Source organism: Exiguobacterium sp. UBA6309 (assembly GCF_002439205.1).
Classification (GTDB): Bacteria; Bacillota; Bacilli; order Exiguobacteriales; family Exiguobacteriaceae; genus Exiguobacterium_A.
The window spans coordinates 21,183-42,453 of the sequence record NZ_DJTL01000011.1 but is presented as its reverse complement, the minus strand read 5'-3'; the positions used below and the strand labels follow the sequence as shown (position 1 = coordinate 42,453).

Below are 21,271 nucleotides of genomic sequence, written 5' to 3'. Positions count from 1 at the left end.
TTGTCAGCTGTTTTTTGATTAACTACTTTAAATTTACTTTTATACTAGGTTCATTAAAGTGAAATTGATTATTTTCAATGTAAAAATCATTTACAATTTTATAGGATTTCTTATTTTCGAGTGGATTGTTTTCGTTGAAAGTAATTACTAACGAGCCATCACTTTTTATATCAGGTAACTTTATTGCTTTATAAAGAGAATAATTACTTTTTTTAATTTCAAAAGAATTATCATCATTTTTAAAGAAATCGCTAAAACCATTATCCTGGTTGTTCTGTAATCGTACTTCTGTAAAAGTCCTAAAAAATTCTGACTGTAATACACTTATCTCGTATTTAGGATTTTGAGCACTAGACAATACTATGATATCTATTTTTTTCGGCATTTTGTCTGGAATACGATCTGAAAAGTTAAAGTGTATTTCAGGACTATTTTTTTTATTAGGGTTAGAAAAACTTATATTTAAAACCGGATTCGAAAATTGATATAATCCCACTAAAATAAATGCAGGAGCAAAAACTAACCAAACAGCAAGTACTATAAAGTAATTCTTCTTAGCAATAATAAATAAAGTTATTCCTTGAATTATTTTTTGTGGTCGGAAATTATTAGTATTGATATTTGATACAAATAAAAAAATTAAATTTATAATTATAAGTATTGATAAAAAAAGAATATTTGATTTTTCTAAATATAGAATTACAGGCATGATAATTAACCTTAAAATTAAAATTGAAAAAAAAATTGAAAAGCATGCTTGGATAATATCAAAAATCATTAAATATTTCTCATCAACTTTCAGTTTTTCAGTAGATTCTTCGTTTCCTGAAAAAGCACGCAGTTCATTGTAGCAGTAAACCATTGTTACAACTAGTATAACTAATGCAATTATAATTAAAGTTACGGAAATGATTTGACTAGAGCTTATTAATAACTTACCTAAGTAAATATTTGAAAATGATGAAGAATACAATTTAAAAATAATTTTTAATGAAAAGATAATGAAACTTACTAAAGTGAATACTACTATTAATCTACTTATCCTATCTGCTGTTTTCAATTTGATTAAAGGCTCCCTTATAATTTTAAAATTTAATAAGTGTACAATGTAATATTAAAATTGTTAGTTTTCTACATTTACCTATTTTTTTAAAATTGAAAGGATGAACAGTATGAAAGCGATCATTACAGGTATGAACGGAACAGTAGCACCCGTCGTTGCGGACGTCTTAGCAAAGCACGACATCGAGACAGTCGCGTGGGATCGGACAAAAGTCTCAACGACTGACGAGTCTCAGATGCGGACGTTTTTAGAAACGGAACGACCGGATTATTTCCTACATATTGGGATGGGGTCCGTCAGTTGGACGGAAGCGCTCGTCCGTTTGTGCCAGGAATATCGGATTCCGTTCTTTTTCACGAGTACAGTATCTGTTTTCTCGGACGACGTACCAGCACCGATTGAAAAGGACGCTGTGCCGGATGCGAGCGATGAGTATGGTGCCTATAAGATTGCTTGCGAGCAAGCGATTCAAGCAATTGATCCTCAAGCAAAAATCGTCCGGATCGGCTGGCAGATCGGGACGGAGGCAGGTTCGAACAACATGGTCGACTTCTTCACGAACGAGATGAAGCAACACGGTGTCATTCAAGCAAGTCGAAACTGGTATCCGTCGAGTTCGTTGCTTGAAGATACAGCAGAAGCGCTCGTTACGATTTTACTCGAACAGGAAGCAGGTCTCTATCAGTTGAACGGAAACGATCGTTATTCGATGTACGATTTAGCGCATGCCTTAAATACACTCCACGCGAAAAACTGGATGATTGAACCAGTCGATGAACCGCGCCGGGACAACCGGATGGCGACAGATGTCGTTTTGGTCCGTCCGTTGTCAGAACGATTGCCACTCTAATCAAACATCCCGCTCTCCTTGACCTGTATCAAAGAGAGCGGGATGTTTTTTACTGCGTGACTGGCGTTTCCGCGGCAAAAGCGAGTGCTGGTCCAAAGATTTCGTAATGCAGTTTGTCCGAAGACGCCGTAAAGTGTTTAATGACGTAATGAATCATTGCTTCCGGACCACAGACGTATGTCGGATCCGTGATGCTTGCGATGACGTCTTTCGGCAGACGACCCGCTTGATCCGTCGCCTGGTGCTCTGCGTAACGAATGACGCGAGCGCCACGCTGCTCGAGTAAGGCAAGTTGTTCTGTAAACGGACGATTGCGTTCATCTTGGACGGCGTGATGTAACGTTACCTGTCGACCAGCAGCTAACGCTTCGTCTGCCATTGCAAGCATCGGTGTGATGCCGATTCCACCAGCAATCAGAACGACGGGTTCACCTGATGCATCAAGCGTGAAGGCACCTGCTGGCGCACTGATCAATACCGTGTCACCGACTTGCGCTGCATGTAAGTAGTCCGAGACGATGCCTTCTCGTTTGACACCAATCGTATAAGTCGTCGTGTTTGATGACGTCGTCAGACTGTATTGACGATTGTGCCATAAGCCGTCGCTATCCTGAATCCGTACCGTGATGTATTGCCCTGCTCGATAATCAGGGAGCGGACCGTCCGTTTTGAAAGTCAGCGAGCGGATGCCGTCTGCTTGTTCCTGGATATCTGAAATCTTGACGGACTGATAACCGGAAAAGTCTTTCGCCTGTTCGTCCTGCGCGTATAGTTCGGCTTCGAGTGTGATGAACAAATCGGCAATCTCCCCGTACGCTTCGCCCCATGCTTGCAGGATTGCAGGCGTTGCGGCTTCCCCTAAAACGTCTTGCATCGCTCCGAGTAATTCTTGACCGACGAGTGGATACATCTCCGGCTTGATTTGTAGACTTCGGTGCTTATGGAGCACAGGTAATAAGACCGGTTTTAACGTCTCGAGTCGATCGATGTGAGCAGCAGCGGCATACACGGCTGTAGCGAGTGCTTGCGATTGGCGGTCGCTCCGTTGATTCGATTGATTGAAGACGTGTTTCAGTTCCGGATGAGCTTGAAACAAGCGCTGATAAAAGACTTTCGTGATCGCGGCACCGTGCGACGCAAGGACCGGGACGGTTGATTGAACAATTTGAATGGTAGAGGTTGATAACATAAGACCACTTCCTTTTCACTAAGTAATGAAGACAGTCTTAGTATTTCGTAGCCTCGTCATTAATACAACATTTAAAATACTAGATTAAAGAATATCGTGCGTTTTGTCACAAGCAAGTCAAAATATCGACAAGGATTCGTCACGATTGATTGGAAATCCAGAGCTTTGAGAAATCAAAATAACCGAACGAGTCGATCGTGATATTTTGCAGCTCGATCGGATACGGAATTAGCCTTGTATCGTGATAAAACGGAATGAAATACGATTCGTCGATCAAGTAACGCTCGATCGCTTGGTGAATCGGGAGCCAGTCTTCGAACGGTGTCTTGTCGTATTGTTCGATCCATTTCAGCATTTCTGGCATCTGCTGAAATAGTCGGATTGGCGGTGAGAACGTATTCGTCATGAACTGATAGAAGGCGAACGGTAGATTTCGCTCGAACACTTCAGCATGGACAGCGAGATCGATCGTGTCGTACGCATGAAACTCCGTAATACTCTCTTTAAATCCGACCTCGACGAACTCGTACGGAATTCCGTCTTGATCGAACCGTTCGCAGAGCCAACGTGTTACTTTGTCCGTGAAATCGGTCATCTTGATTCGAATCGGTTGCGTGAATAAGACAGCGGGACCGTCCGGGACAGTATACGGTTGACTATAGGACTCGAGAAAACCACAGTCGTTCGGTTGTGTCCGTTCATGGAAGTCATGAATGCCACCACGGACTTCCGCGACGAGCCGGTGGATATAATGCCGCGCGGCTTTTGATTCAAACGGACCACCAGCACGTGGATGGAGTAAGACGAGACCAAACCCGGATTGCGTTGCGATCGTATCAATCGGACTAGAGTCAGAAGCCGATGTCCGGTAGACCGGGTCATATTGCTCCGGCATCTGGATGAACTCAATCCGGTCGAGCAGGGCGCGGATGCCAAAGTAATTCGGAAATGCCGTCAGAACGGTCTTCTTATCGTCATGTTGCGTCAGTTGAAATGGTCCCGTCCCAACACCGTCCTTGATGATGCTCGTATGTATCGAGGCAAGTTGCGGCAAAATCGAACTCCGGCGCTGATCGAGTGTGAGGTCGACCCGGTACGGACCGTTCGAGACGATCTGTTTGACGTGCCGGTAGGAATAAGCGTAAGCCGGATAGTTGATCAGAGCACGGAGACTCTTCGTCACTTCCTTACTCGTCAGGAGCGAACCGTCATGGAAGCGGACATCCTTCCGTAAGAAGAGACTGAGCATCGGACCATTCCAGACATAGTGATGCGCCAGTTCACCTTGAATATTGCCGTCGACGTCGATCGTAAACAAACGATTGAAGACGTTTTGGACGAGATGGGCACTATGGATATCCGCTGCTTCTAACGGGTGGGTCGTCAAGAAGTTCCGTTTCCGAGGAATCAGCAAGGCGTCCGATGTCGTCTGTGTATAGCCGAATTTTCGTTCGAGCTGCCGCATGAAGCGACCGGCTTGCGCCGGCGACCAGTCCCACGTCAATTCCTCCGTCACTGATTCGATCGAATCACTGTCGATCCGCTCGAGCATCCGTTTCGCATACTCCCGTTCAACGTGGCGCAACCAGACGAGTTCACTTAAGTTGCCTCGTCCGCGACCACTCGTGTAATTCATCCAGCCATCTTCCTGCCATTTATTGAGATATCGTTTCGTTTGTTTAGTACTGAGATGGATGGCGTCGGCAAGCGTCGCGATCGAGTAGTGTCCATTTCGGCAAGTCTTCCATAACATAAAAAGATAAGCATCCATCGTCCTTCTCCTCCTTAAAAGGGGACATCTTTTTTAAATGACGTCCATTTTTCTTGTGTCTTGTCTTGTTTACGATACAGGTAGAGAATGGAAGGTGACAATATGAAATGGAAAGAAATACCGAAGCCAATTAAAGTACGTCTCATCACATCGTTTTTCAACCGGGCTGTCTCGTTTTCGATCATGCCGTTCATGGCTCTCTTGTTCGTCAAGGCATTCAACGAAGTCATCGCCGGTGCGTTTTTGATCGCGATGGTCTTCGTCAGCTTCATCACGAATCTACTCGGCGGATATCTTGCCGATCGTTTTTCCCGTAAACGCCTACTCGTCACGACTTCTGCGCTCACGGCGTTGACGTTCATCACGATGGCGATTTCGTTGACGCTCGACTGGATGTTGCTGTTCATGGTCATTTACGCCGTCTTCTCGGTGACGAGTAATCTTGGTCGTCCGGCAATGGGGGCGATCATCATCGATGCGACGACGAAGGAGAACCGCCAAGCGGTCTATGCGCTCGACTACTGGTTGATCAATCTCTCGATCGCCATCGGAACAGCGCTCGGGGGCTGGCTCTACGTCAGCAATCAATTGCTGTTGTTTTGGATCTTGAGCTTTACGTCGTCCGTTTTACCAATCGCTTACTACCTGTTTCTCGACGACACACCGCGAACGTGGCAACGTCAGAAACTACGTGGTGTCATCACGGATATCTTTACAAGCTATCAACTCGCTTGGCGGGACCGTCCGTTCGTTAAGGTCGTCTTTGGTTCGATGTGTATCTTAGCGGCTGAGTTTTCGATGGGCAGTTACGTCGCCGTCCGCCTCGCTGATTCGTTTGAACCGCTATCGTTTGCCGGGTGGTCGATCAACGGGGTTCGGATGATGAGTATCATCAACATCGAAAATACGTTGCTCGTCGTCACGTTAACGTTCGTCGTTCAGCAGCTTGCGAAGCGTCTTTCTCCGCGCCGAACGCTCGCTGCAGGTCTGATGCTGTACACGATCGGTTACGTCGTCGTGACGAGTGCTAACAGTATGACGGCACTGATGCTTTTTATCTTCATCGCAACGATCGGCGAGTTGCTCTACTCCCCAGTCTTAAACACACAAAAAGCGAACATGATGCCGGCGGATCAACGCGGGGCGTACTCGGCCTTCGCCGGAACGTCATTCGCAGGAGCTGATTTGCTTTCTCGGTCGACGATTTTAGTTGGGACATTTTTAATCCCGTCGATGATGAGTGTTTACCTCGGATTGATCCTTTTGACGGGCTTCGGTTTAATCTATACAAGTCTTTTCGTGAAGGAATCGGTCGAACGACAGCGAAACGTATCTTAATAAGGGGGAATACAGATGAACTTACCAGATATTTTAGAAACACCACGGCACGTGTTGCGCCGTTGGCAAGACGACGATGCAGCAGCACTTTACGCTTACGCGAAGGATCCGAATGTCGGACCGAAGGCAGGCTGGGCGCCGCATGCGTCGCTTGGCGAAAGCCAGGAAGTGATTGGCATTTTCCAAGCGTCACCTGGTGAATATGCCGTGACCGATAAGGAGACGGGGGCAGTCATCGGGAGCTTCGGATTTCACTTTAATCGTCGGCCGGACGATTCAATCACCCATGACCGTCAAGTCGAGATCGGCTATGTCCTCGCGCCTAACTACTGGGGAGAAGGGCGGATGCCGGAAATCGTTGAAGCAATGATTGATTTCATCTTCAGGGAACTGCCGATCGATGTCGTTTGGTGTGGTCACTTTGATTTTAATGACCAGTCACGCCGTGTCGTTGAGAAACTCGGTTTTACACCTGTTCTTGACCGACCATTCGTATTAGAGCGAATCGACGGACGGACCGTGACGAGCCATGTCTACAACTGGACGCGTGAGCGGTATGAAGCAATACAAGGGAATTGATAAATATATAAAATAAGATGGCGTGCACCGGTGCACGCCATCTTATTTTATATAGTGATGTCTAAATAGACATTAAAAACGAATACATTCTGTTATGGCTTAACTTTCATATCTTCATACCAAAAAAGAGAATAATCCATCATCAATGAGGGTTCATTTTGCTGCCTTAACATGGTAGTAATGTTCCCTAGGTGATACGTACCGTGATTGGCTACATGTAAAAGAATTTCTTCAAAAGTCGTTTCCCGTGGACCAGACCAAGGATTATCCACATGTATCGCCATAGTAAGAGTTGATTTCTGATTTATAAATAGTTGATACTTTGATGCTATATTTTTGAATGCTGTTTTGAATTCTTCAATTGTATATGCATCAGTTAATGGTAATTGACTCATCGCATCTTGTAGCGCTTGTTGAAATTCTACTTTTTCTAAAACATGAATCCACATAGTATCAACTGCAAGAATATGACTAAGTGTTTTAGCAATTGTCGGATAAGAGCTTTTCACCTCTTTATTTAATAGATTTTCAGGTAATGCATCCATATGATCTAACATCAACTGCATCGCCCAGTTGTGATATTCATACATCGTTTTTCCGGCATTCATCCAAATCGCTCCTTTAATTGTAGTAAGAACTGTCTAACTACGTTCAATATAAAAAAGGATATATGACATCTGAGTGTCATATATCCTCATATAGATTAACTATTTTTTTGGCTTCATTTCTTAATATGTCTTGTAAGTACAAGGGATGAATAACAACTACACCTGATCTGAAGCTTAATAAAATGTTGATTAACCATTCCGCATGTAAAGGTGAAGGTAACAATAAAGTCATCGTAACACTACCATCTTCTTCAAAAACCATCGATTGATGCTGAAAATGGTTTAAGACTACATGAATGGATTCAGGATGAACTCTTAACGTGATACTTTCCCGTGCGGGTTTCACGACAGCTCTGTCTCCAGGAATGGGATGGTTATCCTGAATAGATGTTGAAAGTCTTTGAAGGTTGAGCATATGTGACACTTTGAATTCGCGGTAATCATTTCTTAAATAACAATAAGCATAAAGGTACCATGTACGAAATTTATATCGTAGAAAAATGGGATCTACTTCTCGAATGGTCTGTTCCTTTTGAGCACTGATGTATTGAAACAGAACTCTTTTTGATTCTTTGATACTCTTTTGAAGATCAATTAAGAAAGTAGGCTCAACGGATTGATCAGCTAAATCAATGTGTAAATGGTTATTTTGTTCTTCTGTCGTAAGAATCGATAGCCGTTCTAGCGTATTTTTTAAATCTTGATCATGTAATTGCGCTGATAAACTTTTCATTAAAGATAGAACATCGACCATAGAAGACGCATTTAAAAAGGTCTTATCCCATTTATAATTCTCAATAATACCGAAACCTCCATTAGTTCCATGATAAGAAGTAACGGGAATTCCAGCTGCACTAATGGTTTCGATATCTCGATAAATCGTTCTCTGAGAGACATTTAATTCACTAGCTAATTGAGCGGCCGAGATCGTAGAGCGATGCAGTAACTTAAATATGATAGTCAGTAATCGTTCGAGTTTCAAAAAATTCTCCTTTGTATTAAGCACGACTATAGTTTGAACCGTCATTCCATACAAATAATTACGTTTAGTGTAATTGATTTATTCGTTCTATGGAGAGATTAAAAAGTACTTCGTAATGAATTGAATCAAAATCCAAAGAAAAAAGTATGCATCGCGCATACTTTTTGTGATTTTCCATATCTTATTAGATATGTTTGGATTGTAAATCTAATTCAATATGTAATTTTGACCTATTTCTTTAAGAATTTATTCGGCGATAAGACAGCTACCACTTTGAAGTCGGGAAGCTAACACCAAAAAAATGAAAATTACTTATGAATCATAAAAATGTAAAATCAAGGGTTACGTATGGAAAAGGAAGTATGTTAAAATTCGGTTCAATTCAAATAAAGTCCTTATCTAAATAAGAAGGAGAGTGGGAAAAAATGAATCAGGTTGCAACCATAAGTATGCTAGGAAACGTCTTTATTTTTATAGTCGTTTTATACTTTATTTACAAAATGATTCAATACATTCGACTGAAATGATCCGTCATCCTATAAAATGAACAATGGATGGTTCGATAAAAAAATAATGAGATACATTTTAATGAAACATAGTTGAAAGTGAACGCTAAAGAGTAAAAAAGTATGCGCCGGCGCATACTTTTTTATAGAGCATGACAAGAGATCTCTGCTAAAAATATATTATGGAGATACGGGACGCTTGAGCGTTAACAATTCATCGTCGAGTGACGCGAATGACTTAACACAGCCGCATGAGCGTCTTGAATTCCAATATTATAAAAGTGAATAGCAACTGACTCTTTGATGAAATCAAAAACACGTTCTGCGGCGAACTTAGATGGCACTTCTAAGAAAAAATCTTGAATAAACTGGATAATTTGTTGTTGTTCTTTACTAAATCGATTGAACATAACGACACTCCCTTTATTTTTGATGATCTATGAATGATCTAAAAAAATTACAAGAGAATGTATTTTAAAATCACAGTCTATATTTTGTCGTAAAAAAATGTACATGCCTTCCTTTAAAATGTTGCTTTTAATTTCTGAAGCATCCCATCCCAACCTTGGTCCATAAAGTTACGGACACGACCTTGTGGCTGATTTGCTTTCGGCACAAGGTCATCAGCGTTTTTCCATCCGCTGTGTGTCACAGTGAAAAGGGTAAGGTCGTTCAATGGAGTTAGGGAGAAGGTTACGATCCATCCATCTTCATCCCAACTAAACGATAATTCTCTTTCTGGTTGTACGTTTAAGACCGTGCAAGGAGACGGACCAAAAGGAGATTGAATATGAAACACACATCCTGTTTGTGCGACAAGGTCGTTTGGCATAAACCATTTAGATAAAGAGCGAGCCGTCGAGACATTCGCCCATACCTGTTCAATGGGCTTGTTGATCTTAATGGAATGTTGAATATCTTTCACAGATTGATTCATCGTTTACAACCACCTATTCTTTTTTAATATATTTTATTCTAATTCTATCCTCAATTTTTTCTCAATGATATACAAAAATGATCTTAGCGCTGAGGTCATTTTAAGTATCAGAACCAAATCGTTGCTTCAGTGCTTTGAGACGTTTGACTGATCTTGTTTAGATTCGCGAATAAAAGCGACTGTCATCGTAATGGCAGCAACAGCATATCCGACGAGTCCAGAGGTCAATTCCGACCAATCAAATACAGAACGGAGAATGATTTGGGGAACAAAATAGACGAGCAATGCAATCGGTAAAATCCATGTCTTCGTCTTCCATGCCGTGACGAGAATCCAGAGAATCAATAGGGCACCAACCATCCAGCTGACGTTTGGGGATAACGTGATCTTTTGTGAATCGACAAGTCCGTTGACGATCAATAGTCCGATGATTAACAGAAAATGAATACTACCATGAATGCCGTAACGCATGATACGAGGGCGCGCTCCATCACGTAAAGCATCTTGACGGAAGAGAAACGCCAGGGTGGTCAGGTAAACGGCACTAATCAACAGGAAACCGCCAACGAGCAAGATACTGAACGTCGTTGTACCATTCAAGAGGTTTTGAAGATAGAGAAAACTGGATGCGCCGAGAAAAACTTGCAAGACGATCCAAAACGCTTCTTTTGGATCAAATGCCATCTCTTTAGAAATCGATTGGATGTAATCGGCGGGACTATCACCCGTGATCGCGCGAACGGATTTTCCGTCTGCTTCCGCTTCGATCAGGTGATCTTCGAGTTCGTTGACAATCTCGTTCGTCGCCAATTCATTTTTACCCGAAGCAAGTAGGTATACCTTTAAGTCTTCCAAAAATCGTGTTGATTCCGTCGATAGGGTCATCTCATTCATCCTCCTTTAAAATGCTTTCGACACTCGTTAAAAGGTGATGCCATCTTTGTTTGAAAGCGGCGAGTTCTTCAACACCGCTCGTCGTGATCGAATAATACTTTCGTTTTGGACCGGACGGGGAGACGCGAGAGGTTGCTTCGATCCAGTCCAGTTTTTGCATCCGAATCAATAGAGGATAGATCGTTCCCTCACTGATGTCGGCGAAACCGTACGCTTTCAGTTTCGTCGCCAGTTCATAGCCATAAATCTCTTCTTCCGCAATCAGTGCGAGTAAGCAACCGTCGAGAATTCCTTTTAACATTTGCGTCGATGACATCCGCATCTTCCTTTCGCTACTTGGTATTACAAGGTAATGATACGTTATGCTATTTTGTATTGCAAGGTAGTGAGTAAAATAAATCCAATGAATTTTAGGATGGTGCTTTCACGATGAATTGATATGTAATATATTACTTGTATGAAACCTACAAATGATTTAGCCATTGCACGACTTCCTTTAAGTGAGGAAGTGTATCGACGCTTGCAACACCACATCATCACCTTACGTCTTGCCCCAGGAGAAAAGGTGAACGATCAAGCACTCGCGGAAGCGTTCGGTGTCAGTCGGACACCGGTCCGCGAAGCCTTGAAACGACTCGAAGAGGAGGGATTGATTTTAGCAAAACGGGGTTCACGGACGATCGTGACGGAACTCGATGCCGAACAGGCACAGCAAACCTATCCAATCATTGCGACACTGCATGGGTTAGCGGCGCGTTTAGCAGGACCAATGCTGACGGATGACGATCTAACAAGTCTGAGGTCAATTCATCAACAATTCACGACGGCAATTGATCAGCAGGATACAGAGGCGGCACTAGCACTTGACGATGCCTTTCACGATGTCTTCGTGCAGCGCAGTCAAAACGATCAACTACGAGAGACAATCCGTCGATTGACACCGTTGATCCGCCGGCTCGAATATGCTCAGTTTGATCGTCTCGGACGCCAGTCGATTGCCGATCATGCAGCGATTTTAGATGCATGTCAACAACAGGATGTCGAGCAGCTCGTCCAGGCGACGGAGCATAATTGGAACGGGCTCGGGCGTCTACTCGTCTCGACACTAAAGGAGGAGAGCTGATGCGACCGATCATTTATGGAATTTTAGCGGCAATGTTTTTTGCCGTCACCTTCATCTTGAATCAATCGATGCAAGGGGCAGGCGGTCACTGGATTTATAGTGCGTCGCTCCGCTTTTTCCTGATGTTGCCGTTCTTTATCGTCATCGTCATGATGCGACGGGGGATCGGGCGCGTCTTCCAGGCGCTTCGAGCCGATATCGGCTTTTGGTTACTGTATGGAACGATCGGCTTCGGACTGTTCTACGGCAGCATCTGTTTTGCTGCTGACTACGCACCAGGCTGGTTGATTGCCGGAACGTGGCAATTGACGATCCTAGCCGGACCGCTCCTTGCACCGTTGTTCAAGCAACGGATTCCGTGGTCGGCCCTTAAGTATTCCGTCCTGATCGTCCTTGGGGTCGTCGTCATGCAGTTATCCGTCGCAGGAAGTCTATCGCTACAATCCTTACTGTTCGGTGCCTTGCCGGTACTCGTCGCGGCAATTGCCTATCCACTCGGGAACCGGAAGATGATGGAACGCTATGGGAACGAGCTCGATGTGTTTGAACGGATTCTCGGAATGACACTTGCCAGTCTACCGTTTTGGATCGTTCTTTCCATGATTGCCTACATACAGGTCGGATTGCCGAGTGTCAATCAAGTCACCCAGTCCGGATTCGTCGCGTTGTTCTCCGGCGTCATCGCAACGTCGCTTTTCTTCTACGCGACGTCGCTCGTTCGGACAGATCCGATCCGGTTAGCAGCGATCGAAGCAACGCAATCGTTCGAGATCGTCTTTACTGTTCTCGGAGAGATTCTTTTCCTTCACGCGGCACTACCAACGGGACTCGCGACACTCGGAATCATCCTCGTCATGCTCGGGATGACGTTACATAGTTTGAATCAGGCAGAGCGAACCGTCGTTCGTTCCGCTAAACGAAAAATCAATTGAGAAAGTAGGCTGTCAGATGGTTTTAACAGGTACACTCGTCAATACCGTCCTGATCATCATCGGGACGTTGCTTGGATTAATGTTCCACCGGATTCCGGAACGCATGAAGGAGACCGTCCTGCAGGCGATTGGACTTGCTGTCGTCGTGCTCGGAATGCAGATGGGGATGAAAAGCACGAACTTCTTGATCGTCATCGGTAGTCTTGTCCTCGGTGGTGCAATCGGCGAATGGTTCCGACTCGATGAGAAACTCGACCGGATGGGAGCGTGGCTCGAACGTAAGATCAGTCGCGGTCGTCCGTCGAACATCGCGGAAGGATTCGTGACAGCGACGTTAATTTTCGTCATTGGCGCGATGGGTGTGTTAGGAGCCCTCGACGGTGGATTACGTCAGGATCACGACGTCCTTTATACGAAAGGATTGATTGATGGTTTTACGGCTCTCGTCCTTAGTTCAACGCTCGGGATCGGTGTCATGTTCTCAGCGATTCCCGTCTTTCTCTATCAAGGGGCGATTGCATTAAGTGCCGTTGCGATCACGAAATTCATTCCCGACGCCGCGTTGCAAGAATTCATCTTAGAGATGACGGCGACTGGTGGGGTAATGATTGCGGCAATCGGTCTTAATCTCGCTGGCATCACGAAGATTCGTGTTGCGAACTTGTTACCGGGTATCGTCATCGTCGCAGTTATCGTCACCGGTCTCCATCTGTTCTCATGAAAAATCCCCACTTATCCGAAAGCGGACGAGTGGGGATTTTCTGTTTATGTCTCGATCAATTCGTGTGTCTCGTAAGCAGTGATTGTATGTCCATCGTAATGGAAGTCATGCAACAACGGTTGATCCGTTGACAAAGCGACCGGTAAGTAATGCCGGAGATTGCTGATGATCCCCATGTTATCATCGTTTATAATCCAGTCGAGCGATTTCCAATCAAGGATGCCTTCGATCGTCATGACCGGTGTCGGAAACGGGCGGTCTTCTAGTTCAGCAAGATAGAGATACATGCCAGACGTTTCTTCCCCGTGTAAGCGAACGATGCCTTTTGGTGTCACCGAATCTAACGGGATGCCGGTCTCTTCGAGCGTCTCGCGGATGACAGCAACTTCCGGTGTCTCGCCCGGTTCAATCTTGCCGCCGACACCGTTCCACATGCCCATCGCTGGTCGTTTTTGGCGGTTGACGAGTAAAAAACTATCCGCGTGCCGAATTAAACAAAGCGTATATCGATCCATGTTCATTACTCCTGTCCTAAAAAGTGAGTCTGATACAGCATCTCGAATTGAGCGGGACCTGCGACCGGCAATTCGGTCGTCGTTGTGTCTTCGATTCGTAACGTCCGCTCGGTCAACGTCTTTTGACCGCTTGGAGTCCGCATTGCGATGAGACGACCTTTGTTGAACGGTGAAGCTTCGCTTTGCTGGATGATCTGTTCCATCTTCGATAAGTCACCCTTTGTAATTGCCTTCTCACGGTCGAACTTGTAGCCAGTCACGAACTCGGCTTGTCCTGTCCGCTGCATTTCGAGAACATCACCTTTGCCAATCCGGTAACTACCGCTAGCGGAATGAACCGTCTCCCCACTCAAGGGAACCGGAACGAGCGGTAAATTGACACCGAAGCCGGTATCAAGTAGGTGTGTCTCATTCCAAATGATTGCAACGTGTGTCGGTCCCGTCGCTGACCAGGCTGCTGATTTCTGATCATAGACGGTCGCTTGTACGAGGCGAACGGGACAATTCAGTTCTTGTAGGACACGATGCAGCAGTCCGTTCAAGTCATAACAGACACCACCACGTCGCTCCGTCAGAAACGTTTCGATGAAGCGCTCGTCGTTAAACGGACGGATTCGTTTCTCGAGCACAGTCGTATTCTCAAACGGTAACTGGTAGGCAAAGGCTTCGAGTAAGCGAGGTAACTGATCAAACGTGATCGTCTCAAGCGGAAATCCGAGCCGTTGTTCCAAGTCTTTCATCCAATCCATCTGTAATCCCTCCTTTATATACTACCTGATTATCCCATATTGCTTCAGAAAATGTGAATTCGAGCATATATTATCTGAAAATAAGGATAACCCTTTTGTTCGATGGGAATCTTTGATATGCTGAGACAGGATTAATTAAGAATGATTCTCAATGTCGAATCACGAACTAAAGGAGGTCTCATCATGAGACGGAAAACTTGGATGACAGCGTTGACGCTCCTCGTGTTGAGCAGTTTGATGCTTGCGGCCTGTTCAGGTCAAGCAGAACAAACAAACGAAAATACGCGGACGATTACGCATGAGGCAGGAAAAACGAAAGTGCCGGAGCACCCGAAGAAGGTCGTCGCACTTGAATACTCATTCGTTGATGCGTTAGACGAACTTGGGATTACACCAGTCGGAATCGCACAAGAAAATAAGACCGATGTCTCCGGATTACTCGGAAAAGACATCGCGTTCACGGAAGTCGGTACACGTCAACAACCGAATCTTGAAGTGATCAGTTCCTTGCAGCCGGATTTAATCATCGGCGACTTCAACCGACATAAAGGAATCTACAAGCAACTGCAAAAAATCGCACCGACGATCATCTTGAAGAGTCGGAATGCGACGTACGAAGAGAACATCGAATCGTTCAAGACGATTGCGGAAGCAGTCGGGAAAACTAAACAGATGGATGACCGACTTGCCCTGCATGAAGAACGATTGAATGTAGCGAAGAAAAAGGTGGATCCAAACGACGACCGAAAAGTGATGGTTGGTGTCTTCCGCGCCGATTCACTGACGGCACACGGTGAGACGTCGTTTGATGGTGAATTACTCGAGAAGATCGGTATCGAGAACGCTGTTACAAAAACAGCGGAACCGACCGTTACGATTACGTTAGAGCAGATGGTCAAATGGGATCCGGACGTCATCTTCATGGCGGAAGCCGATCCAAAGCTGTTGAAGGAGTGGAAAAACAACCCGCTCTGGAAACAGATCACAGCGGTTAAGAACAAAGACGTTTATGAAGTCAATCGTGACCTCTGGACACGCTATCGAGGACTTGACGCTGCAGAACAGATCGTTGACGAAGCGATTCAATTGTTACAACAGAAATAATGAACGACAAAAGCCGGAGCAATCTGGCTTTTCGTCTTGATGAAAGGGGAAACATCCGGTGCAGCGGAAACGTCTGATTTTTGTACTCCTATTACTCGGTTGCTTGGCGGTTTATAGTAGCCTGTTCTTTGGCATCACACAGATGAATCCGATTCACTTAGTCCAAGAGTGGATCAGTGGCACGACATCAAAAGCAGGGCTCGTCCTGACGAATCTGCGCTTACCGCGGCTCTTACTCGGATTGTTGCTCGGAGCGAATCTTGCCGTTGCAGGGGCAATCATGCAAGCCGTGACACGAAATCCGCTCGCTTCACCGCAAGTCTTTGGTGTCAATGCCGGTGCGTCATTTCTCGTCGTCTTAAGTCTGCTCGTCTTTCCGTCGCTCGGAACGGCAAATTTGATCTACTTCGCCTTTGCCGGTGCCTTAGTCGGTGGCGTGCTTGTCTTTTCGTTTGCCTCCGTTCGCGGGATGACAGCATTAAAACTTGCCCTCGTCGGGATGGCGATTCATCTCTTGTTGACGTCGCTGACGAAAGGCTTGATTCTCTTTAACGACCGGATCACGAACGTCTTGTACTGGTTGTCCGGTTCGCTCAGTGACGCAAGCTGGCTTGAACTACGGATCGTCTTACCGTGGTCACTTGCCGGTTTGCTTCTTGCGGCGAGTCTCGCGAAATCACTCGCTGTCTTCCAACTGGGACAAGACGTCGCGGTCGGTCTCGGTCAAAAAGTGACGCGAATTCGTTTGCTTGCTGGGATCAGCGTCGTCTTACTCGCAGGGGTGACGGTTGCAGTCGCCGGAGCGATCGGTTTCATTGGATTAATGGTTCCGCACATCACGCGGCGCCTCGTCGGGGAAGATTACCGGATCGTTCTGCCGGTCACTGCCGTCATCGGTGGACTTCTGCTGACGTATGCCGATGTCCTCGCGCGGTTCATCGCCTATCCGTATGAGTCACCGGTCGGCATCGTGACGTCATTGCTCGGTGCACCATTCTTCCTTGTTCTGGCACGTCGTCAGATGAAAGGGGGATTACGATGAAAGACATGCGTCGGATTTTGATTGTTACGGTGCTCGTGTTCTTCGCGAGTTTTGCCTTACTGTCGGTCGGCTCGATTCAGTTATCGTTATCGGATCTATGGCAGTCGTTCTTTGGTGGAAAGGATGCCTTCATCGTTCAAAATTATCGTCTGCCGCGAACTGTCCTTGCTTTCTTAGCAGGTGCGAGTTTCTCACTTGCCGGAGTCATCTTACAAAGTGTCATCCGTAATCCATTGATTTCGCCTGATGTGATCGGTGTGACGAATGGTGCGTCACTGTTCGCCGTCTTAACGATTGCCCTCGTGCCGGATGGTCCGCTCTTGTTAACACCAATCGCTGCTTTCATCGGAGCAGCACTCGTCATGCTGGCCTTAATGATGCTTGAGGGGGGCGGGAATGTCTCCCGCAGTTCGTTTGCGTTACTTGGTATCGCGGTCAGTGCGATTTGTGCTTCCGGGACGGAATACTTGTTGATCAAGTTTCCGCTCCAAACGAACGATTCACTCGTCTGGCTCGCTGGGAGTCTGTTCGGGAAAGGGTGGCAGGAAGTGATGATCTTAGCGCCCGTGCTCGTCGTGATTGGTGCAATCATCTTCTATCGCCATCGTCAACTCGATGTCTTATCACTCAGTGAAGAAGTCAGTATCGGTCTCGGATTACCAATTCAGCGGACGCGGCACATCTTCTTGGCGCTCGCGGTCATTCTAGCTGGTGTTGCCGTCGCGACGGTCGGTGCGATTGGTTTCATCGGACTGATTGCGCCACATATGGCACGGCGTCTCGTTGGTCATAAGCATCTTGCTGTGTTGCCGATGGCGCTGTTGCTCGGCGGAGGGTTACTCGTCGTCGCGGATGCACTCGGTCGAGGGATACATCCACCGCTTGAAGTACCAGCCGGATTGATCACAGCGATCATCGGTGTGCCGTATTTCCTGTATCTTTTACGGAGAGAACGGACGGCATGATGTTCGATCTACCAAAATGGAGTCCTAGCGATTACGCGAAGGACTCCATTTTTATGAAAGGAAAGAAGTACGCACTTGACGAATCATGGCGACATCTTTCTATATTTATTTGGCTTCAAGTTGGTTTGATTTTTCTACTTCCTCTTTATACTTTTCTAAAAATTCATCAACTGAAACGTTATTAGCGTTTGGATTCGATTCAATGGTTAATTTACTCGAAGAAACCGATGTGCTTTGATCGTCTACATGTGATGGAATTTCAAGTACCAATTGATCACCTAAACCTGTTTCAAGACCACTTTTTCCGAAGTTAAAAGTTCGTGTGACATACGCTTCAGCATAATTTTTTTGATTCTCTGAATAGACTTTGACATCAGAAATGTTGTATTTGAATGAATTCAGCTGCTTTTTATCGACTTCCGTAGTGGATAGAAAAATCAATACAGCCTCGTCCCCTTCAGATAACTTTGAAAGATGAGTATGCGCTAACGGAGTATTGTTCAAGAAATCTGCTTTTTGTTGCTCAAGCACTGTAGTGAAAAAATTGAAGGCTTGTTCCTCTGTGATGCTACTCTTAGATTTTTCTTGTGCAACATTAGAATCGGCAATCGCATTACTCCATAAGAAACCAGCATATAGGATGACACCTAAAGTGAGGGATGAAAAAATAGTTTTTTTCACGATCGCGACCTCTTTCTATTGTTTGATTCATGTTATTATATAACAAAAAACAAAAAAAGGAAATGGTGTAAAAATGAGTGAATCGAATTTTAATAAAAAAAGGAAAAAGAAATTTTTGGCACTATTTTTAGGAGTTATAGCCCTCATTGTATTACTCATGCCGGTACTATCACCTATTCTGTTTACGGATGCTACGCCTAGAGGTGCTCTTAGACACGAACTATACAAAGAAGGCTATTACTATCAAAATTACTTTGCGATCATTACGGAACAAGATTCTGTTGCAGAACGGTACCATATGTTTTGGTATGATTGGAAAAGTGAAACGGGAGGAACACCTTTTATCTGTTATTCGAAGAAGGTCAACGCGAAAAAATATGCTGTATCCTGCGGTACGGGTCCTTAAAGTGGTATCTTATATAAAATAGAATTGAGCTACATAAATCAGGCTTCCTGACATCTTATATTCACGATGCTAGGAAGCCCAATTTTTAATTCATAATGTATCGATTCAAAACGAGTGTTTAAGCCGAGCGACTTTCTATGCCTAGATTCAAGAAGATTTCTTCTAAGGACGCTTCTTCTACTTCGAGTCGATAGACATGGATCTGTTGTGAGACAAGATAAGAATTGATCGTCGCGATATCCTGTTCACTTTGGACGATGAACGTTGACTGAGTAGGGGAGACATTGACGTCTTTCGCAAGCGTCGACAACTTGGACTGCAAGTGTAGTTGCATCTCATTGTCGAGCAACGCATGTTTGACATGAACAGTGATGTTTTTCTCATATTGTTCCCGTAACTCCTCCATCGTACCTTGCGTTTGGATTGATCCAGCCTGCATGATTGCAATCTCCGTACATAGTTTTTCGACCTCGTCCAAGTTGTGGGACGTTAGAAATATCGTCGTTCCGTCTGCTGCAATCTTGCGAATCAAAGAGTGAATTCCGAGAATCGAGTTGGCATCGACGCCAGAAGTCGGTTCATCTAAAAATAAGATATCCGGTCGATTGATTAAAGCTTGGGCGATGCCGAGCTTTTTTTTCATCCCGAACGAGTAGTTCTTCGTTTTCATATCGATCGCGTCTTCGAGTTGTACATCACGCAGAAGTTGCTTCAACTCGTCGATCGTCGTCTTCAGACCAAGGACTTTACTGAAATACTTCAAGTGATCGAGCGCCGTGAAGTTTTCGTAAAAGGTCGAGTAATCCGGTAGAACACCAATCCGTGTCCGGACATCTTTCAAGGAATCGTTCGGCGCTCCGAGTAACTCGAATGTTCCGGACGTCGGGCGGACCAGTCCAGTGATCATATTGATGAACGTTGATTTACCGGCGCCATTTTGACCAAGGAATCCGAAGATGGCCCCTTGCTCGATCTCGAGATTCAACTGGTTGACGACGGTCTTATTGCCGTATTGTTTCGTTAAATTGGTTGCACGAAGGGCTAACATCAGAGATCTCTCCTTTTAAAGATAATCAGAGTCGTCAAGACGAAAACAGCGATATGAATCAAAACAAGGTAAGTATAAGCAGTGTTTTCTTGCGTATAGTAATAATATGGCGTTAAGTAAGACAACGTATCAACGATGACATTCTTCGAAATAAGACTCCACATCCCGATGACCGGAAGCGCGATCGAGATGAAGATACCGACGAACATCGTCATCGAGGAATTATTGACGACTGTTGAAAGAAACAACGACAATCCAATGAAATAAGAGACGAAGATGATGCTTTGAATCAAATCGACGAAATGAAACGACTTTGAAAATGGAACGATTAATATGAGGGCAACTGTCAGGCAGAGGACCCAAAACGATACGTTGCCTAAAAATTTCCCGAAAATGATGTTTTCACGGGACGTTTTTGTTGCAAGAAAACGAATCGTCTTCGACTCGATCTCTTTATTGACACTACTATGAGAAATACTTGTCACGAATAAAGGAGCAGCTAAAAACAGAAGTAACATCAATCCGATGATATACGCATTGTTACCTAGACCAAGATCACTGAGTTGCCCTTTGAACTGGCTGACGAGTTTAGCAGAACCAGTCGTCACGCCGAACAAGACGACGATGATCAGGATGGCGCGGATGCTTTGAAAAAGTGATTTGAATTCGCGAAGCGTAATGGCAAACATATGTAGACGCACCTTTCTCTAAGTATGATTAATATTGTCGCGCTAGCTTCTTATTCTTCGATACATTCGTGATACCGGCAATCAAGTAAGCGATTGAACCGAAGGCACCGGCGAGTAACGTAAAGATTCCCCCGAGAATCGCTGTAATGATCAATAGCTTTCCAGCAGAACCGTTTTTGCGAATCCGGACGATTGAGAAGATGCCTCCTAATGTACATAAGAGCGAGACGGCACCAAGGTACAAGAAGAATTGTTGAAAGGATGTGAGGATTTGATTAGCCGTGACATCCGTGATGTTTTCATCGCGAATGAATTGATCGACCAAATCTTTCATGCCAGCGTGATTCGCAATCGAGCCAGACAATAGAAAACCGCCTAAGCACAATGATCCAAACAAAACGATACCGATGACTGCAAATATGTACTCTGTTGTTCTTTTCAAGTAAAACACTCCTTTTCCTTATTTTTCCGATTTGACATTCCTAAACTACCATGACTTGAATCTCTATGACAAGTGGAAAAATGAATATATTTTAATTTTTTATTGGTTAAATGTTTAATTAATATCAAAAATACTTT

Annotated in this window: 25 protein-coding genes; 10 read left to right on the top strand and 15 right to left on the bottom strand. The window is 44.8% G+C overall.

The annotated features are described in order from the left end of the window. Positions 1–22: 22 nt before the first annotated feature. Positions 23–1,060 (bottom strand): hypothetical protein, encoded by a 1,038-nt coding sequence (locus tag B3M90_RS03240; RefSeq protein WP_290782578.1) that lies wholly within the window; start codon positions 1,058–1,060, stop codon positions 23–25. A 112-nt stretch (positions 1,061–1,172) separates the two neighbouring features. On the opposite strand from B3M90_RS03240, the gene B3M90_RS03235 reads away from it, so the two are divergent. Continuing rightward, on the top strand, positions 1,173–1,913 hold the full coding sequence (locus B3M90_RS03235; RefSeq protein WP_290782576.1) for a sugar nucleotide-binding protein: 741 nt from the start codon (positions 1,173–1,175) through the stop codon (positions 1,911–1,913). A 49-nt stretch (positions 1,914–1,962) separates the two neighbouring features. Here B3M90_RS03235 and B3M90_RS03230 read toward each other — a convergent pair whose 3' ends face one another. Together B3M90_RS03230 and B3M90_RS03225 are read right to left on the bottom strand one after the other, a co-directional pair. After that, positions 1,963–3,102: a globin domain-containing protein gene (locus B3M90_RS03230; protein ID WP_290782574.1), complete on the bottom strand. Its 1,140-nt coding sequence runs from the start codon at positions 3,100–3,102 to the stop codon at positions 1,963–1,965. Positions 3,103–3,241: 139 nt separating this feature from the next. Continuing rightward, the gene (locus tag B3M90_RS03225) at positions 3,242–4,873 is read right to left on the bottom strand and encodes an ABC transporter substrate-binding protein (protein WP_290782572.1); all 1,632 of its coding nucleotides are present in this window, start codon (positions 4,871–4,873) and stop codon (positions 3,242–3,244) included. Positions 4,874–4,975: 102 nt separating this feature from the next. On the opposite strand from B3M90_RS03225, the gene B3M90_RS03220 reads away from it, so the two are divergent. Beyond that, positions 4,976–6,211 (top strand): MDR family MFS transporter, encoded by a 1,236-nt coding sequence (locus B3M90_RS03220; RefSeq protein ID WP_214853554.1) that lies wholly within the window; start codon positions 4,976–4,978, stop codon positions 6,209–6,211. A gap of 15 nt (positions 6,212–6,226) precedes the next feature. Beyond that, a complete protein-coding gene (locus B3M90_RS03215) occupies positions 6,227–6,790 on the top strand; it encodes a GNAT family N-acetyltransferase (RefSeq protein ID WP_214853558.1) in 564 nt (187 codons plus the stop codon). A 92-nt stretch (positions 6,791–6,882) separates the two neighbouring features. On the opposite strand, the gene B3M90_RS03210 is transcribed toward B3M90_RS03215, so the two are convergent. The 6 genes from B3M90_RS03210 to B3M90_RS03185 form a co-directional block, all read right to left on the bottom strand. Next, a complete protein-coding gene (locus tag B3M90_RS03210) occupies positions 6,883–7,398 on the bottom strand; it encodes a DinB family protein (protein ID WP_214853561.1) in 516 nt (171 codons plus the stop codon). 76 nt (positions 7,399–7,474) lie between these two features. Then, positions 7,475–8,380, bottom strand: a complete 906-nt coding sequence (locus B3M90_RS03205) for a helix-turn-helix transcriptional regulator (RefSeq protein ID WP_290782568.1) — start codon at positions 8,378–8,380, stop codon at positions 7,475–7,477. 712 nt (positions 8,381–9,092) lie between these two features. Continuing rightward, positions 9,093–9,296, bottom strand: coding sequence for a DUF2164 family protein (locus B3M90_RS03200; RefSeq protein WP_349679675.1), 204 nt, complete (start codon positions 9,294–9,296; stop codon positions 9,093–9,095). A 113-nt stretch (positions 9,297–9,409) separates the two neighbouring features. Beyond that, positions 9,410–9,823 carry an SRPBCC family protein gene (locus B3M90_RS03195; RefSeq protein WP_290782567.1) on the bottom strand — a complete coding sequence of 138 codons (414 nt, stop codon included), beginning with the start codon at positions 9,821–9,823 and terminating at the stop codon, positions 9,410–9,412. 126 nt (positions 9,824–9,949) lie between these two features. Beyond that, entirely contained in the window at positions 9,950–10,708 is a 759-nt protein-coding gene (locus tag B3M90_RS03190; RefSeq protein WP_290782565.1) for a hypothetical protein, read from the bottom strand. A gap of 1 nt (position 10,709) precedes the next feature. Then, positions 10,710–11,033, bottom strand: coding sequence for a PadR family transcriptional regulator (locus B3M90_RS03185; protein ID WP_290782563.1), 324 nt, complete (start codon positions 11,031–11,033; stop codon positions 10,710–10,712). Between the two features lie 141 nt (positions 11,034–11,174). Between B3M90_RS03185 and B3M90_RS03180 the strand changes: the two genes are divergently transcribed. The 3 genes from B3M90_RS03180 to B3M90_RS03170 are packed head-to-tail and all read left to right on the top strand — an operon-like array spanning position 11,175 to position 13,493. Continuing rightward, positions 11,175–11,840: a GntR family transcriptional regulator gene (locus B3M90_RS03180; protein WP_290782561.1), complete on the top strand. Its 666-nt coding sequence runs from the start codon at positions 11,175–11,177 to the stop codon at positions 11,838–11,840. Next, a complete protein-coding gene (locus B3M90_RS03175) occupies positions 11,840–12,772 on the top strand; it encodes a multidrug resistance efflux transporter family protein (RefSeq protein ID WP_290782559.1) in 933 nt (310 codons plus the stop codon). Before B3M90_RS03180 ends, B3M90_RS03175 begins: the two co-directional genes overlap by 1 nt. 16 nt (positions 12,773–12,788) lie before the next feature. Next, complete coding sequence (locus tag B3M90_RS03170; RefSeq protein ID WP_035408116.1) at positions 12,789–13,493, top strand: DUF554 domain-containing protein; 705 nt, start codon at positions 12,789–12,791, stop codon at positions 13,491–13,493. A 44-nt stretch (positions 13,494–13,537) separates the two neighbouring features. Here the strand turns inward: B3M90_RS03170 and B3M90_RS03165 are convergent, their stop codons facing one another. Then, entirely contained in the window at positions 13,538–14,008 is a 471-nt protein-coding gene (locus B3M90_RS03165; RefSeq protein ID WP_290782557.1) for an NUDIX hydrolase, read from the bottom strand. A gap of 5 nt (positions 14,009–14,013) precedes the next feature. Beyond that, positions 14,014–14,757, bottom strand: coding sequence for an arylamine N-acetyltransferase family protein (locus B3M90_RS03160; RefSeq protein ID WP_290773187.1), 744 nt, complete (start codon positions 14,755–14,757; stop codon positions 14,014–14,016). Positions 14,758–14,940: 183 nt separating this feature from the next. Between B3M90_RS03160 and B3M90_RS03155 the strand changes: the two genes are divergently transcribed. Genes B3M90_RS03155 through B3M90_RS03145 form a run of 3 tightly spaced genes read left to right on the top strand, consistent with a single transcriptional unit; the run spans position 14,941 to position 17,868 of the window. Further along, positions 14,941–15,861, top strand: a complete 921-nt coding sequence (locus B3M90_RS03155) for an ABC transporter substrate-binding protein (protein WP_290782555.1) — start codon at positions 14,941–14,943, stop codon at positions 15,859–15,861. A 58-nt stretch (positions 15,862–15,919) separates the two neighbouring features. Then, entirely contained in the window at positions 15,920–16,903 is a 984-nt protein-coding gene (locus tag B3M90_RS03150) for a FecCD family ABC transporter permease (RefSeq protein WP_414655222.1), read from the top strand. Between the two features lie 5 nt (positions 16,904–16,908). Beyond that, positions 16,909–17,868, top strand: a complete 960-nt coding sequence (locus tag B3M90_RS03145; RefSeq protein ID WP_290782583.1) for a FecCD family ABC transporter permease — start codon at positions 16,909–16,911, stop codon at positions 17,866–17,868. Positions 17,869–17,973: 105 nt separating this feature from the next. Here B3M90_RS03145 and B3M90_RS03140 read toward each other — a convergent pair whose 3' ends face one another. Continuing rightward, complete coding sequence (locus B3M90_RS03140) at positions 17,974–18,549, bottom strand: hypothetical protein (protein WP_290782553.1); 576 nt, start codon at positions 18,547–18,549, stop codon at positions 17,974–17,976. Between the two features lie 73 nt (positions 18,550–18,622). Between B3M90_RS03140 and B3M90_RS03135 the strand changes: the two genes are divergently transcribed. Further along, complete coding sequence (locus B3M90_RS03135; RefSeq protein WP_414655221.1) at positions 18,623–18,955, top strand: hypothetical protein; 333 nt, start codon at positions 18,623–18,625, stop codon at positions 18,953–18,955. Positions 18,956–19,073: 118 nt separating this feature from the next. On the opposite strand, the gene B3M90_RS03130 is transcribed toward B3M90_RS03135, so the two are convergent. From B3M90_RS03130 to B3M90_RS03120, 3 genes are read right to left on the bottom strand one after another with little or no spacing between them, the layout of a single operon-like run. After that, a complete protein-coding gene (locus tag B3M90_RS03130; RefSeq protein ID WP_290782551.1) occupies positions 19,074–20,003 on the bottom strand; it encodes an ABC transporter ATP-binding protein in 930 nt (309 codons plus the stop codon). Continuing rightward, the gene (locus B3M90_RS03125) at positions 20,003–20,692 is read right to left on the bottom strand and encodes an ABC transporter permease (protein WP_290750222.1); all 690 of its coding nucleotides are present in this window, start codon (positions 20,690–20,692) and stop codon (positions 20,003–20,005) included. Before B3M90_RS03125 ends, B3M90_RS03130 begins: the two co-directional genes overlap by 1 nt. Positions 20,693–20,720: 28 nt before the next feature. Further along, positions 20,721–21,134 (bottom strand): DUF4064 domain-containing protein, encoded by a 414-nt coding sequence (locus tag B3M90_RS03120; RefSeq protein ID WP_290782549.1) that lies wholly within the window; start codon positions 21,132–21,134, stop codon positions 20,721–20,723. Positions 21,135–21,271 lie beyond the last annotated feature (137 nt).

Coding starts and splice junctions, on each gene's coding strand:
- B3M90_RS03130 (WP_290782551.1), bottom strand. CDS start 20,003: ATGTTAGCCCTTCGTGCAACCAATTTAACGAAACAATACGGCAATAAG.
- B3M90_RS03220 (WP_214853554.1), top strand. CDS start 4,976: ATGAAATGGAAAGAAATACCGAAGCCAATTAAAGTACGTCTCATCACA.
- B3M90_RS03225 (WP_290782572.1), bottom strand. CDS start 4,873: ATGGATGCTTATCTTTTTATGTTATGGAAGACTTGCCGAAATGGACAC.
- B3M90_RS03235 (WP_290782576.1), top strand. CDS start 1,173: ATGAAAGCGATCATTACAGGTATGAACGGAACAGTAGCACCCGTCGTT.
- B3M90_RS03175 (WP_290782559.1), top strand. CDS start 11,840: ATGCGACCGATCATTTATGGAATTTTAGCGGCAATGTTTTTTGCCGTC.
- B3M90_RS03165 (WP_290782557.1), bottom strand. CDS start 14,008: ATGGATCGATATACGCTTTGTTTAATTCGGCACGCGGATAGTTTTTTA.
- B3M90_RS03180 (WP_290782561.1), top strand. CDS start 11,175: ATGAAACCTACAAATGATTTAGCCATTGCACGACTTCCTTTAAGTGAG.
- B3M90_RS03210 (WP_214853561.1), bottom strand. CDS start 7,398: ATGAATGCCGGAAAAACGATGTATGAATATCACAACTGGGCGATGCAG.
- B3M90_RS03145 (WP_290782583.1), top strand. CDS start 16,909: ATGCGTCGGATTTTGATTGTTACGGTGCTCGTGTTCTTCGCGAGTTTT.
- B3M90_RS03200 (WP_349679675.1), bottom strand. CDS start 9,296: ATGTTCAATCGATTTAGTAAAGAACAACAACAAATTATCCAGTTTATT.
- B3M90_RS03135 (WP_414655221.1), top strand. CDS start 18,623: ATGAGTGAATCGAATTTTAATAAAAAAAGGAAAAAGAAATTTTTGGCA.
- B3M90_RS03215 (WP_214853558.1), top strand. CDS start 6,227: ATGAACTTACCAGATATTTTAGAAACACCACGGCACGTGTTGCGCCGT.
- B3M90_RS03160 (WP_290773187.1), bottom strand. CDS start 14,757: ATGGATTGGATGAAAGACTTGGAACAACGGCTCGGATTTCCGCTTGAG.
- B3M90_RS03155 (WP_290782555.1), top strand. CDS start 14,941: ATGAGACGGAAAACTTGGATGACAGCGTTGACGCTCCTCGTGTTGAGC.
- B3M90_RS03170 (WP_035408116.1), top strand. CDS start 12,789: ATGGTTTTAACAGGTACACTCGTCAATACCGTCCTGATCATCATCGGG.
- B3M90_RS03190 (WP_290782565.1), bottom strand. CDS start 10,708: ATGACCCTATCGACGGAATCAACACGATTTTTGGAAGACTTAAAGGTA.
- B3M90_RS03230 (WP_290782574.1), bottom strand. CDS start 3,102: ATGTTATCAACCTCTACCATTCAAATTGTTCAATCAACCGTCCCGGTC.
- B3M90_RS03185 (WP_290782563.1), bottom strand. CDS start 11,033: ATGTCATCGACGCAAATGTTAAAAGGAATTCTCGACGGTTGCTTACTC.
- B3M90_RS03125 (WP_290750222.1), bottom strand. CDS start 20,692: ATGTTTGCCATTACGCTTCGCGAATTCAAATCACTTTTTCAAAGCATC.
- B3M90_RS03195 (WP_290782567.1), bottom strand. CDS start 9,823: ATGAATCAATCTGTGAAAGATATTCAACATTCCATTAAGATCAACAAG.